The sequence below is a fragment of the Salmonella sp. SAL04214 genome (assembly GCF_046550615.1).
GTDB classification, from domain to species: domain Bacteria; phylum Pseudomonadota; class Gammaproteobacteria; order Enterobacterales; family Enterobacteriaceae; genus Salmonella; species Salmonella enterica.
Genome location: NZ_JBGDXT010000008.1, coordinates 116,106 through 128,901 on the forward strand (window position 1 = coordinate 116,106; position 12,796 = coordinate 128,901).

Below are 12,796 nucleotides of genomic sequence, written 5' to 3' on the forward strand. Positions count from 1 at the left end.
GCAAATCAGATGTGTCAAATGATGGCGAAGGATAACGAAACCGCAAAATTTATCTTTTCCGCAGCAGTACGTTTTTCAAAGCTTATGCCGTCGGTAGTGCCTTTGTCTGTCATTTTCGACCAACTAATTGTTTCATAAGAAATACCTCTCCTTACTTTGTCATCACCCTGAAATTAGTAACTCTATAAAATAATAGCGAGCTAATTATGAGGTTTGATATATGAAACTTTTTCTGACAACAGCAGCGCTAACCGCGACGTTGGTTTCCGGCATGGCATTTGCTGGCGATCCCGTCATCCCTTGGGCGACTAACAGCGGCGGTACGGAAAGCACGCATATTGCGGCAATGGGCGAGGATTTGAATGCGCAGCATCAGCAGATCACCCACACGCATGAAGGCGTATGGGCGGCTAATTCCGGCAGCATTCAGGCTGATGAAGCCGCGCTGACCAGCAACAAGCCGCCGGTACAAGGCCACCCGGAATTAATGCCGCATCAGGGCTAATGATCACGGCCTGGCGATAACGCCAGGCGCTTACGGGTTATTCGGCGACCTGCCATTGCGCGTCTGGCGCAAAACGCGTGATAGCCTGAACTTTACTCTCCGTCTCCTTGCCTAAATCCGCCTGATAAATACGATCGTCCTGGTTGACCATAAAACTCATCACCCCGGTTTCGCCGTAATGCATCGGCCAGGCCAGAAGCGCCGCGCCGTGACCGTCGTTATCGCTGATAATACGGAAATGGTAGCCGTGGTAACCCTCGTCTGGCGCTGCGGGGCTAAAGTTTGGGCCTAAGGGACTGGGGACGTCGCCTGCTTTGGTTGGCCAGTACAGGCCATCTTTTTGGCCTTCGCTACTGATTATCCTGTGCGCCCAGCGATGGTTTTGTAAGTAATAGTCCTGCTGCGCATCAACGTAAGCATGCATGGCCTGTAAGGTAGAAAGTTCATTTCGCCCAATAGTACGGGTGAGGATCTCATTCCCGGCTGCCGCCATATCAAAGCGCCAGCCGCCAGTCTCTTTCACCATGGGCACCGGGAGCTGCCAGTCTTCTCGTCCGACATTCAGGTGCGCCGTATTGTCTTTTTGTACAATGCGATGGCCTTCGCGCCAGTCACGATTGAAGCGGGCCACGGCCTCGGGATCGGCACCTTCCGGCGGCAGAAATTGCCGCCAGTCATCGCCCAGTAGCGCGGTAAGCTGCGTTTCGTTTTTTCCGGCTACCGCCGCGGCGAAGGCGCTGGCGGCCGCTTCCGGGGAGGGGAACCGTTCCTGCGCGTAGCCCAGCAAGGGTAACGACAGTAACAGAGCGCTTAACATAACCTTTTTCATTATCTGCTCCGGTTAACGGCGATGAAATTCATGATGTTCAGAAAAATGTTCTCGCGCGGCGGCGCGTTGCTCGGTGTTCAAGTGACTGCCGCGACGGCTTTCCAGGCCGCGTAGCTGTTGCGATTGCCATGACGGCGATCGACTGTCGTTCCCGCTAAACACATTGGCGTGCATATTCTGGCGAAATGCCTGACGCTGTTGCGGCGTAGAGGATTCAATACGCTGGCGGGCGGTGTCTCTCTGCTGTTGTGAAACAGGGTGCTGCTGGGCTTTAGCCTTCAGCTCGGAACGATGCTGCTGCGTGGTGGATTTATTCAGTGTCTGCTGCGCCGCCTCGCGACGACTGCTGTTTTGTGTTCCGTCATAGCCACGGTAATTATTACGCTGGGCAATTTGATTTAACTGCTGCGATGCCGCTTTGCGCTGTCTATCGCGGGATGTCTCGCCTGACAGGTTAGCGGGTGATGTATGGCTGCGTTGTTGGAATTGCGCCATGGCCGCCTGGCGCTGACTGTCGCGAGACACTGGCGCTTGCTGCGTTGCGCTTAACCCGCCGCTAACATTGGTGGGATGGAACCGTTGCGCAACGGTATTATTCGGATAGGGGACGCCATTGCGCCTGGCGGGATTATGCTGCCAGCCCATCGTTTGGCCCGGCAGGTTTTGCCCGGATATCCGGTTGAAATTATTGACATTGATGTTGATATTATCGCCATTATGTTGATAACCGTTACCACCATGATGGTAATCATCATCATGATGGTCGTCGTCATGGTGGTGATGATCGTCGTCATCCCAGTCTATGCTGCTGAACAACGCATAGGTGGTGGCGACGCCCAGACTATAACCAAAACCTTTAACAAAACTATCGGCAAACTGCTGCCCCGGAGGGGGCGGTAAATACACCGGCGGATAAGCGGTATTGGGCCAGGCGCCATACACCGTCGCGGGGTTATAGTTCGGCACGTACACCACCTGCGGATTCGCGGGTTCAATTTTGATGACGGTCGACGGTGTCGCTGGCGTACTGGCGGATGTGGTGGTGGTTGTTGTCGTGACGGCGGTAGAAGCGCTGGGCTTCGGCACGCTGGTGACGGTTTGCTGCGGCGTTGATTTTAGCGAACCGGTTTGTTGAGCGAGCAGACGCAGCCTTTGCACCGCATCCATCACATCCTGTGGCTGGGCTAAGAACGCATCGCCCAGGTTTTGCACCCATTGCGGATTCTCGCCCATAAGCGCCATCAACTGGGGAAAGGCGACCAGCGATTTGACGCTGGGATCCCACGGTTGGCTGGCCACCGCCTGAATAGCGGCATCGCCCTGCAGCGTGGGGTTATCTCGCGACCACTGGACGGCCTGAACCACGTTCGCCGGGTAGGTGGAGGCCATGAGCACCTGCGAAAGCAGGGCATCGGGATAAAGCGCGACAGGCGCGACCCATTGATCGATTTGCGCAGTGGTAAAGGTCGTTTTCGCGACAGGCGCGGGCACAGCGGTCTGCGTTTGCTCAGGGGCGGGAGCTGCCGCCTGCGCGGGCGCTTCGGGAGCGCGGCTTTTAACATACAGTACGCCCGAAGCGGCAAATAACCCGGCACTGCACACAAGGGCAATGAGATGGGGTTTAAAGGGCAACGTCATTTTATCTCTCCCGATTCCAGAGAATCGCTATGGTCATTATGCCTGCCGCCGACGGGGTGCAGTTTCGCGTGAGTATAAAGGGACGATAGTTTAATTTTTAGCTAATGTTGGGATCGGTAACGTTACGTGACGATCAAAGCACGAAATGAGGTAAGCATTTATGGCTGCAGCTCCCGTCTCAGTAGAGCATTAGACCATCCTTAACGATTCAGCCACTTTTTTATGTTGCTTTTTTGTAAACAGATTAACACTTAAAGAAAATCCTGTTATTGTGCCTTATGCGGTACCGGGCATTTACCCTACTAACTACTGTCTCACAGGAGCGTGAAGAGAATCGCCCATCAACAAAAGCGCCGCATTATGACAATGAGAGCGAGGAGATATCGTCGTGCTAGAAGAATACCGTAAGCACGTAGCTGAGCGTGCTGCCCAGGGGATTGTGCCAAAACCTTTAGACGCAACCCAAATGGCTGCGCTTGTCGAGCTGCTGAAGACCCCGCCTGTGGGCGAAGAAGAATTCCTGTTAGACCTGTTGATCAACCGCGTTCCTCCTGGCGTAGATGAAGCCGCTTATGTTAAAGCCGGTTTTCTCGCTGCTGTCGCGAAAGGCGACACCACCTCCCCGCTGGTCTCCCCAGAAAAAGCCATTGAACTGCTGGGCACCATGCAGGGTGGTTACAACATTCATCCGCTGATTGATGCGCTGGACGATGCGAAACTGGCGCCGATTGCGGCCAAAGCACTGTCCCACACCCTGCTGATGTTCGATAACTTCTACGACGTAGAAGAGAAAGCCAAAGCGGGCAATGAATACGCCAAACAGGTGATGCAATCCTGGGCCGACGCCGAATGGTTCCTGAGCCGTCCGCCGCTGGCGGAAAAAATCACCGTCACCGTTTTCAAAGTGACCGGCGAAACGAATACCGACGATCTCTCTCCGGCGCCGGATGCGTGGTCGAGACCGGATATCCCGTTACATGCGCAGGCGATGCTGAAAAACGCCCGTGAAGGCATTGAGCCGGATCAGCCAGGCGTTGTCGGCCCGATCAAACAAATCGAAGCATTGCAGAAAAAAGGCTACCCGCTGGCTTACGTGGGTGACGTGGTGGGCACCGGTTCTTCCCGTAAATCCGCGACCAACTCCGTGCTGTGGTTCATGGGTGACGACATCCCGAACGTGCCGAATAAGCGCGGCGGCGGTCTGTGCCTCGGCGGCAAAATTGCGCCTATCTTCTTTAACACTATGGAAGATGCGGGCGCGCTGCCGATTGAAGTTGACGTTTCTAACCTGAATATGGGCGATGTGATTGACGTCTACCCGTACAAAGGCGAAGTGCGTAACCACGAAACCGACGAACTGCTGGCAACCTTCGAACTGAAAACCGACGTGCTGATCGACGAAGTGCGTGCCGGTGGTCGTATTCCGCTGATTATCGGCCGTGGCCTGACCACCAAAGCGCGTGAAGCGCTGGGACTGCCGCACTCAGACGTTTTCCGTCAGGCAAAAAACGTGGCGGAAAGCAGCCGTGGCTTCTCGCTGGCGCAGAAAATGGTCGGTCGCGCCTGCGGCGTGAAAGGTATCCGTCCGGGCGCGTACTGCGAACCGAAAATGACCTCCGTCGGTTCTCAGGATACTACTGGCCCGATGACCCGCGATGAGCTGAAAGACCTGGCCTGTCTGGGATTCTCCGCCGATCTGGTCATGCAGTCGTTCTGTCACACCGCAGCTTATCCGAAGCCGGTTGACGTGACCACGCACCACACGCTGCCAGACTTCATTATGAACCGTGGCGGTGTCTCTCTGCGTCCGGGCGACGGCGTGATCCACTCCTGGCTGAACCGTATGCTGCTGCCAGATACCGTGGGTACCGGCGGTGACTCCCATACCCGTTTCCCGATTGGTATCTCTTTTCCGGCGGGCTCTGGTCTGGTGGCGTTTGCCGCGGCGACCGGCGTGATGCCGCTGGATATGCCGGAATCCGTTCTGGTACGCTTCAAAGGCAAAATGCAGCCGGGTATCACCCTGCGCGATTTGGTACATGCCATCCCGCTGTACGCCATCAAACAGGGCCTGCTGACCGTTGAGAAGAAAGGCAAGAAAAACATTTTCTCTGGCCGCATCCTGGAAATCGAAGGTCTGCCGGATCTGAAAGTCGAGCAGGCGTTTGAGCTGACCGATGCTTCTGCCGAGCGTTCCGCTGCGGGTTGTACCATCAAGCTGAACAAAGAGCCGATCATTGAATACCTGACCTCCAACATCGTCCTGCTGAAGTGGATGATTGCGGAAGGCTACGGCGACCGTCGTACGCTGGAACGCCGTATCCAGGGCATGGAAAAATGGCTGGCGGATCCGCAACTGCTGGAAGCCGATGCCGACGCGGAATACGCGGCGGTGATCGACATCGATCTGGCGGATATCAAAGAGCCAATCCTGTGCGCGCCGAACGATCCGGACGACGCGCGTCTGCTGTCTGACGTGCAGGGCGAGAAGATCGACGAAGTGTTCATCGGTTCCTGCATGACCAACATCGGCCACTTCCGCGCGGCTGGTAAGCTGCTGGATAACCACAAAGGCCAGTTGCCAACCCGCCTGTGGGTGGCGCCGCCAACCCGTATGGACGCCGCGCAGCTCACCGAAGAAGGCTACTACAGCGTGTTTGGTAAGAGCGGTGCGCGTATTGAGATCCCAGGCTGTTCCCTGTGTATGGGTAACCAGGCGCGTGTAGCCGACGGTGCGACGGTGGTCTCTACCTCTACCCGTAACTTCCCGAACCGTTTAGGTACCGGTGCGAACGTCTTCCTGGCCTCTGCGGAGCTGGCGGCCGTTGCAGCGCTGATCGGCAAACTGCCGACGCCGGAAGAGTACCAGACCTACGTGGCGCAGGTGGATAAGACGGCGGTGGATACTTACCGTTACCTGAACTTCGACCAGCTCTCTCAGTACACTGAGAAAGCGGACGGCGTGATTTTCCAGACGGCGGTGTAAAAGTGACTGGCCCGGATTTCCGGGCCAGTTTTTACAGCGAAGAATCGTAATAAAAATGGATATCCAGGTTTTCATCGGGCTTGAAGTTTTTTTGTTTAAACTCCAGGGTTAACGGATCAATTTGTTTTAGCGGGTAATTAAAGCAGGGGACAACCACTTCAGTCTCATCCTTCTTATGAATGCGCAAGGTAAAGTCGCCAATGACACCCTCTTTCCAGTTAGCGCCAGTTTTCAGAATATAGCCCAGATAGCCCCAGCCGATATTCGCGCTACCGTCTTCGTTTTTATATTTTATTCCTGCATCCAGCTGTTTTAACGCCTTGCGAGTGGCGGTGGTCAGGCATTGATCGCCGAACTCATCACCAAGAAGACTGTCAAGGCTGTCAGGCACGCCGGTGGACGTACTGGGCGTGTATGAGTGGTGAATAACGATCTCCTTGCCCGCCGGAAAACGTTGTTGCCAGATAAAATATTGTTGAACGGCAATATTCAGATAGCCGTCATCAAACCACTCTGACGGTAATTGCTGTTTTCCCTCTTTATATCCTTCTTCAATAGAGGCTTTGCCCTCGCGATTGAGGACATGGCGTAGCTGTGGGATCGTCCAGCCGGTTTGCAGTAGTTTCGCCGTAATGTCTTCTTCACCTTTACCGCCTAAGTCATGGATGACTCGCCAGCGGGACTCGCTTTTAACCGGTTTACCGTCCACGCTGATCTTAAAGTTGGCAATACCTTCTGTGCTATCTCCCATATATCTTTGGGAAATAGCCGGCATCGGAAAGGCTACCGGAACGGTAATATCCTGCGCCGAATGATTAATAAATACATAATCGACATTGATACGATCGCTGGCAATCAACAATCGCTCTTTCGCCATGCTGATCTCATTTTGTTGCAGAAATTCAATGGAACCATTGGTTTCCCCGACCGCCGAGTCGTTTGCATAAGCATGATAACTGGTAATAAAACACAGGAGTACGCTCAGCCACTTAAAATATGTCATACCGGTGCATTCCATGTCCGAAACATAAACATTATCATAATCCGGCGAGTGCCGTTTTTCGAGGGAAGAAAAATGCGGTATTATTTATTTTTATTATTAATAATTTGCCAAAATACATTTGCCGAAGAAATAAAACCATTGCCACAAGGTGATACCTGGCGCAAATATATTGCCCTGTCGCTGCGCGATGAAGAAGGGCTTGAGGATGGGCTGTTTAACCTGCGGCGGATTGAAGCAAACAGTAGCATTGCTTACGTTTGTGGCTTAATAAAAGACAAAAACGATAATTTTCTGACGGATGGGCAAAATCAATATCATCTTTATGACCGCGTGATGGCGATAGGTTATCACTGGAGTTGGGGCAGCGTTGTGCGCTTTGATAAAACCATTGCTTCGCCGCAGGATGTTCACTGCCATTATGGTAAAAACGTACCGTTAACGTCTGCGCTCTTACGCGAGCAGGTCGCCGCGCAAGGGCGCAAAAATATTTGCCAGCCGGTAAAAGCCAGCGACCCGCTGCGAAGCGATATTCTGAACGGCCTGCGCGCCAGTTATATTGGCGACAGCAATAGCTTAACCCTTAACGGCCCGCTGCCGACGGTAAAATTTATCGTCGAAGACCTTTGCGCCACGGAAGATTATGCTTACTTTTTGGGTAAGGCGACGGGAGATAAAACGAGTTTTTTTATCCATGATGACGCCAATAATCGGCTTCGCGTCGTGCTGAAAAAATCCCCGGATGGCGTGTGGCGCCCGCAGCCGGAAAACAAGCTGCTGACACAACAATCTAAAGTGAGCGGCGGGTACTGTAGCGATGGCACGCTGCGAGAAACCGATTTAGCGCAACTGGCGCAGGCGTGCAGGGTGGAGGGAGACACCGTTAACCTCACCGGCACGCTTCGCCAGCAGGGTGACGGCGAGTCCGCTTACTGGACCCTGACCCCGGATAACCCCCTTGCCTGCGTGCGCGATGCCAATAAGCAGCAGCCTGGCTGGAACCAGACGATGCAACTGGTGCTAACCCCACAAGAGCGGGAATCGCTCAACAATTTGGTCGGTAAAAAAGTCAGCGTCGGCGGCGATATTTTTCTGGCGCTGATTGCCTCGCATCATACGTCGCTGTTACTGGATAATATTTTTCGCTTAACGGAAATAAAGTGAATGAGAAAGCTATGGGTTATAGGAATGCTATTGATGCTATGCGGCAACGCTGATGCGGCGGCTAAATTACAGTATTTACACGTTACTAACGGTGGGATGATGGCATTTTACGATGACGGTAACGCAAAAATGTGCGCGCGCTGCGAACCGATGGTGCAGAATCTCAAATCAATGAATAACAAGGCGCCTTATGCCCGTTGGAAACAGATGGGGGATGTCATAAAACTGAAGTCGCCAAATGGCGAGAGTGATTATAAATTTTACCAGCAGGGTGAAATTCTTTCTACCTGGTGGATTTTTAATTATAAGACGCTTCACGCGCTCGTGGATTTGAGTGAGTAAAGCGTTTTATGCCATCATTCGTACATAGACGATAAAGAATAAAACGTCACTGCCAAATTTTCCGCAGGCCGGAAATTTTTCTGCTTAAATTCCAGCGTAGTGGCGTTAACCCGCGTCAGCGGCGGCTGAAAGCAGGTGGTGATCACGTCGCCGTGAAGGCGCAGCGTAAACTCGCCGATGTCCCCCTCTTTCCACGCGGGATCACCGGTTAGCACCACATCCATCCGGTTTTGCCCCAAAGCGCCTGCCGGGCCTTGCTTCGTCATTAACTGATCCAGCGCCTGCTGTATTTGCTGGCGGTTTTCCGCCGTCGGGCAGGTGTTGTCATTGTCCAGCTCATCCGTTGACATTAGCGCGCTGAGTGACACGCTCGGGGTGTAAACCTGGTGGATAGTCACCGCTTTCCCCGCCGGAAAGGTCTGTTGCCAGATGAAGTTGCGCTGGATAGTAAACTGCGGCTGATTATCCTTAAACCATTCCGGCGGCAGCGCCGGGAGATCCGCCGGAGGCGAAAATTCACCATCGCTTAGCGCGGCGATCAGTTGCTCCACCGTCCAGCCAGCCTGCTGAAGTTTATTGGTGATCTCTTCCTGCGGAGCATTCAGTACTACGGTCCAGCGTGGTTGCGGGGTCACGATCTGACCATCGACGCGGATTTTAATGTTGCGGATGCCGGGGATGTAATCTTCACCGGCTTCGTCAACGTCGCTAAATGACAGCGGCGGCATGGGGAAAACGACAGGAACGATAATATCCTGCGCGGTCGGATTCACAAACAAATAATCGGCATTAATCCGATCGCGTTCAATTAACAGACGCTCTTTCGCCAGTTGAATATCGCTCTGTGCCAGTAAATGCAATGAACTATTCGCCACGGCCTCATTGGCTTGCGCCGGATGAGGCAATACTGCCAGCAATAACGGGAAACCGAACGCGATCTTTTTCATGAGCAAATGATTACTGATAATAACGCAAAGCGCTATTATGGCACCCTCAATGCAATTTTTCGACGGTCACGTTCATGCGTTATTTTTTATTGGTGTTGATGATGATTTGTTGCAATTTATATGCATCAGATATGTTCCCGCTGAAGCTTGATGAAAATCCACGCGGCGCTATTGCATTAACGCTACGCGAGGAGGTTGGGCTATTAAACGCCCGCTTCGATATCAAGCGGATTGAAATCAACGAGACGCGCGAACTGGCCTATTTTTGCGGCCTGCTAAAAGATACTGACGGTCAGTATATTAAAGATGAAGATGATAAATATTATCTCTTCGATCGTATTCTGCTGGACAGCGGTACCGAAGGGTGGGTGAGTACGGTTTACCTGGATGAAGAGTTTAGCGCGCCGGAGCAAGCGAAGTGCCACTTTGCCGGGAATGTTGACCTGAAGTCACAGGAATTACGCGCGCAGGTGAAACAGTACGGGCGCATCGCAGCTTGCCTGCCGGTAGAAAAAGGCGATCCGTTGCGCACGCAACTGCTTGACGCGGTACGTGAAAACTACGTTGGCGATCTCAATCGTAAAACAACGCTGAATAATACGCCTGTGCCATCCTTCGTGGTGACGCAGCTATGCGCGGCGCAAAAATATGCCTATTTTTGTGGCGAACCTGCCAATGCCGATGCTGACTGGTATAGTCAGGATAGTAAAAAGCTGGATGTGGTATTGCAGAAAGACGCTAATAACACATGGTGGTTGCCCGTTCCTCAATTTCAGGGCATTAGTCGCCAAAGCTCACTGGCCTGGTGTAACCACAGCACCGACATTTTGCCAGTCAAAACGGTTGAAGAAATGGCGAAAAAACGGCAACAGCGCTGCGTGCGGGAAGGCGATACCGTGTCATTGCGCGGAATACTGGCAGAGCAAAAAAGCGGCGCGCAGCGTTATTGGGTGGTTAAACTCGAAGAACCGTTAACCTGCGTCCAGGATGCCGACATGCAGACAGCCGACTGGAATGGGCAAGTGCAACTCTTGTTGAGCGATGAGATCATAGAAAGAGTTAAAGTACAGTACGGCGACGATTTGTTAAACCAAGAAATTGTTGTCACAGGTGATGTTTTACTGGCATTAAGTTCAGATCACCACACGCCACTGGTACTGGAGAATATTGTGAAACTCATGCCCGTGATGGAGGGGCCGGGCTGGTGATGTGAGACTCCCCATTTTTAATGACTGCGTTATTCCGGCGCATAATAAAAGGTCATCGACAGATCGTTTTCCGGCTTCTGCGGAGCTGGCGGCGGTGGATACCTACCGTTACCTGAACTTCGACCAGCTCTCTCAGTACACTGAGAAAGCGGACGGCGTGATTTTCCAGACTGCGGTGTAACAGAGACGGGCCCGGATTTCCGGGCCCGAATGGCGCTTCTTATTTATTATTACGCTTCACTTCCCGTAGCCCCGGCAAATACGTAATTACCCCGCCCATTATTGCCCCGGCTACAATCGCTGGAATAAGCATAATCAATACTTCACCATATATTAATGGTAGTATGCTTATGTCAAAACCATATCGCACCAAATTAAACAACGTCGTGATCAGACCACCTGCAATGGCGCAAAGGATCATCCTGTTAATTATTTTTTGATATAATTTCAGGGGTATCAGCGCGCAGGCGACACCGGTTAACCATGCGGGGAGGAGACTGTATATCCAGCCGGTAATAATAACTAATGCTGGTATTGTTCTGTAGAAACAGAACAAAAATGAGTCTGGTCCGCCAATAATGGAGGGTGAATAGTTTATGACACCTATCGCGGTGGCTGCGCCTATTAACGGCCCAAGCAGAATAAACCAACCGCTATGATAAATTATTCGTCGAAATACAGACATAATGTATCCTTCCTTAATTTTCCTTCAACCGTCTGACAAAAAATACAACTCACTACGGCTTCTCTGCTGATATCGCCCATTGCTGGAGCTCAGTTGAAAAGTGCTTATCAAGTAGCCAACAATTTCATGACAACGACCCGGATGATAAGGAAGCGTCTGAAAGACTAGCAGGCGTCGGCGTGGGCAGGGTATTGATGATTTCTGAAAAAACGCCAGAGGGACACCGGGCTGGTAATGCTATAACTGGATGAGGGGCAGCCATTTTTAATGACTGCGCTCTTCCGGCACATAATAAAAGTTCATCTAAACGGCGTGCTGCCTGATGTGAAATTTGTCGTCGAGTTTTCGCTTAACGGAGAGTAAGTGAATGTAAACGTGATCGATGATGGACATTTCCTTGCGGCAACGCCTATATCCCCAGCACTTCCGGCACCAGCTCTTCCAGTTGCCTGACCAGCTCAGGGTCCATATAGCGGTAGTCATCGGGGATATCGAGTACGTGCAGGGGCTTATTTTCAATAATACGACGATATTCAGCCATCAACCGGTCTTTATGTTTCTGCTCCATAACGCAGATAACGTCAGCCCACTGAAGTAACCCGCACGACACGCTTTTTTTGGCGTTGCGGCTGGTGCCGGCGGAACGGACGCTAAGGCCGGGATAGCGGCGGAACACCTGCTCCGCCGTGGGGCTGCGCCATTGATTACGGCTGCATATGAAAAGCACATTCATTAAATAAATACTCTTCCAGATCGCGCTTCGCTAACGGCGAGTTTGTGAGCCGTGGAGACTAAATACCCCACGGTGCGGCACGTAGCACTTTGTCGGAGCGCGTGTAGATATATTGAAGCGCTAGAGTGACTTTCTGTATGAATAATAAACCGTTTTGGCATTTTTATTTTATCTTTTGTGCGCCCCGCTGTTTTTCTTTCACCGTGCTGCGATAATTACCTCAAGGCGCAATGCGGTATTGGCGCATTGCCAGGGCAGAGGAAAACAATTATGGATTACGAATTTCTGCGCGACGTTACCGGAGGGGTAAAAGTACGAATGTCGATGGGCCACGAGGTGGTCGGTCACTGGTTTAATGAAGAGGTTAAAGACAACCTCTCGCTACTGGATGAAGTAGAACAAGCCGCGCGTACGGTCAAAGGCAGCGAACGTTCCTGGCAACGAGCAGGGCATGAATACACGATCTGGATGGACGGCGAAGAAGTGATGATTCGCGCCAATCAGCTGGATTTTTCCGGCGATGAGATGGAAGAGGGGATGAGTTATTACGATGAAGAGAGTTTATCCCTGTGCGGCATGGAGGATTTTCTGCGGGTCGTCGCTGCGTATCGGGAATTCGTCAGTAAAGCCTGACCCTCTCTTCGTTATTGTCCCACAACGCCAGTCGACGGACAGTTGGGGGTGGTAGCGGAAACGAAGTCGCCAAACATTCCAGCCGGGAGAATCCCGGCTTTTTTATTGCAGAATGATTTTTTGATT

12 protein-coding genes and 1 pseudogene are annotated in these 12,796 nt (G+C 52.3%); 7 read left to right on the forward strand and 6 right to left on the reverse strand.

What is annotated here, in order from left to right; translation table 11 throughout:
- Positions 1 to 220 precede the first annotated feature (220 nt).
- A complete protein-coding gene (locus ACLJQD_RS14905; protein ID WP_017441553.1) occupies positions 221 to 505 on the forward strand; it encodes a hypothetical protein in 285 nt (94 codons plus the stop codon).
- 37 nt (positions 506 to 542) lie between these two features.
- Here the strand turns inward: ACLJQD_RS14905 and ACLJQD_RS14910 are convergent, their stop codons facing one another.
- A complete protein-coding gene (locus ACLJQD_RS14910) occupies positions 543 to 1,334 on the reverse strand; it encodes a DUF2950 family protein (protein ID WP_000757452.1) in 792 nt (263 codons plus the stop codon).
- A gap of 12 nt (positions 1,335 to 1,346) precedes the next feature.
- Complete coding sequence (locus ACLJQD_RS14915) at positions 1,347 to 2,972, reverse strand: DUF3300 domain-containing protein (RefSeq protein WP_017441552.1); 1,626 nt, start codon at positions 2,970 to 2,972, stop codon at positions 1,347 to 1,349.
- A 388-nt stretch (positions 2,973 to 3,360) separates the two neighbouring features.
- On the opposite strand from ACLJQD_RS14915, the gene acnB reads away from it, so the two are divergent.
- Positions 3,361 to 5,958 carry a bifunctional aconitate hydratase 2/2-methylisocitrate dehydratase gene (gene acnB / locus ACLJQD_RS14920; RefSeq protein ID WP_017441551.1) on the forward strand — a complete coding sequence of 866 codons (2,598 nt, stop codon included), beginning with the start codon at positions 3,361 to 3,363 and terminating at the stop codon, positions 5,956 to 5,958.
- Between the two features lie 31 nt (positions 5,959 to 5,989).
- Here acnB and ACLJQD_RS14925 read toward each other — a convergent pair whose 3' ends face one another.
- The gene (locus tag ACLJQD_RS14925) at positions 5,990 to 6,961 is read right to left on the reverse strand and encodes a DUF4424 family protein (RefSeq protein WP_017441550.1); all 972 of its coding nucleotides are present in this window, start codon (positions 6,959 to 6,961) and stop codon (positions 5,990 to 5,992) included.
- A 138-nt stretch (positions 6,962 to 7,099) separates the two neighbouring features.
- Between ACLJQD_RS14925 and ACLJQD_RS14930 the strand changes: the two genes are divergently transcribed.
- A complete protein-coding gene (locus tag ACLJQD_RS14930) occupies positions 7,100 to 8,122 on the forward strand; it encodes a DUF4431 domain-containing protein (RefSeq protein WP_223195363.1) in 1,023 nt (340 codons plus the stop codon).
- Positions 8,123 to 8,464, forward strand: a complete 342-nt coding sequence (locus ACLJQD_RS14935) for a hypothetical protein (protein ID WP_017441548.1) — start codon at positions 8,123 to 8,125, stop codon at positions 8,462 to 8,464.
- A gap of 14 nt (positions 8,465 to 8,478) precedes the next feature.
- On the opposite strand, the gene ACLJQD_RS14940 is transcribed toward ACLJQD_RS14935, so the two are convergent.
- Positions 8,479 to 9,411: a DUF4424 family protein gene (locus tag ACLJQD_RS14940; protein ID WP_017441547.1), complete on the reverse strand. Its 933-nt coding sequence runs from the start codon at positions 9,409 to 9,411 to the stop codon at positions 8,479 to 8,481.
- A 74-nt stretch (positions 9,412 to 9,485) separates the two neighbouring features.
- Between ACLJQD_RS14940 and ACLJQD_RS14945 the strand changes: the two genes are divergently transcribed.
- Positions 9,486 to 10,619 carry a DUF4431 domain-containing protein gene (locus ACLJQD_RS14945; protein WP_017441546.1) on the forward strand — a complete coding sequence of 378 codons (1,134 nt, stop codon included), beginning with the start codon at positions 9,486 to 9,488 and terminating at the stop codon, positions 10,617 to 10,619.
- A gap of 88 nt (positions 10,620 to 10,707) precedes the next feature.
- Positions 10,708 to 10,800, forward strand: a pseudogene (locus ACLJQD_RS14950) (hypothetical protein); the annotation flags it as partial.
- 39 nt (positions 10,801 to 10,839) lie between these two features.
- Here the strand turns inward: ACLJQD_RS14950 and ACLJQD_RS14955 are convergent.
- On the reverse strand, positions 10,840 to 11,304 hold the full coding sequence (locus ACLJQD_RS14955; RefSeq protein WP_017441545.1) for a membrane protein: 465 nt from the start codon (positions 11,302 to 11,304) through the stop codon (positions 10,840 to 10,842).
- 409 nt (positions 11,305 to 11,713) lie between these two features.
- Entirely contained in the window at positions 11,714 to 12,037 is a 324-nt protein-coding gene (locus ACLJQD_RS14960) for a low molecular weight protein tyrosine phosphatase family protein (protein ID WP_001101536.1), read from the reverse strand.
- A 270-nt stretch (positions 12,038 to 12,307) separates the two neighbouring features.
- Here ACLJQD_RS14960 and yacL point away from each other — a divergent pair, with 270 nt between their 5' ends.
- Complete coding sequence (yacL, locus tag ACLJQD_RS14965) at positions 12,308 to 12,670, forward strand: protein YacL (RefSeq protein WP_000384308.1); 363 nt, start codon at positions 12,308 to 12,310, stop codon at positions 12,668 to 12,670.
- Positions 12,671 to 12,796: the final 126 nt, after the last annotated feature.

Bases quoted from the DNA above. Each gene is read 5' to 3' on its own strand.
- ACLJQD_RS14905 (WP_017441553.1), top strand. From the start codon at position 221: ATGAAACTTTTTCTGACAACAGCAGCGCTAACCGCGACGTTGGTTTCC.
- yacL (WP_000384308.1), top strand. From the start codon at position 12,308: ATGGATTACGAATTTCTGCGCGACGTTACCGGAGGGGTAAAAGTACGA.
- ACLJQD_RS14910 (WP_000757452.1), bottom strand. From the start codon at position 1,334: ATGAAAAAGGTTATGTTAAGCGCTCTGTTACTGTCGTTACCCTTGCTG.
- ACLJQD_RS14940 (WP_017441547.1), bottom strand. From the start codon at position 9,411: ATGAAAAAGATCGCGTTCGGTTTCCCGTTATTGCTGGCAGTATTGCCT.
- ACLJQD_RS14935 (WP_017441548.1), top strand. From the start codon at position 8,123: ATGAGAAAGCTATGGGTTATAGGAATGCTATTGATGCTATGCGGCAAC.
- ACLJQD_RS14915 (WP_017441552.1), bottom strand. From the start codon at position 2,972: ATGACGTTGCCCTTTAAACCCCATCTCATTGCCCTTGTGTGCAGTGCC.
- ACLJQD_RS14925 (WP_017441550.1), bottom strand. From the start codon at position 6,961: ATGACATATTTTAAGTGGCTGAGCGTACTCCTGTGTTTTATTACCAGT.
- ACLJQD_RS14945 (WP_017441546.1), top strand. From the start codon at position 9,486: ATGCGTTATTTTTTATTGGTGTTGATGATGATTTGTTGCAATTTATAT.
- ACLJQD_RS14955 (WP_017441545.1), bottom strand. From the start codon at position 11,304: ATGTCTGTATTTCGACGAATAATTTATCATAGCGGTTGGTTTATTCTG.
- ACLJQD_RS14960 (WP_001101536.1), bottom strand. From the start codon at position 12,037: ATGAATGTGCTTTTCATATGCAGCCGTAATCAATGGCGCAGCCCCACG.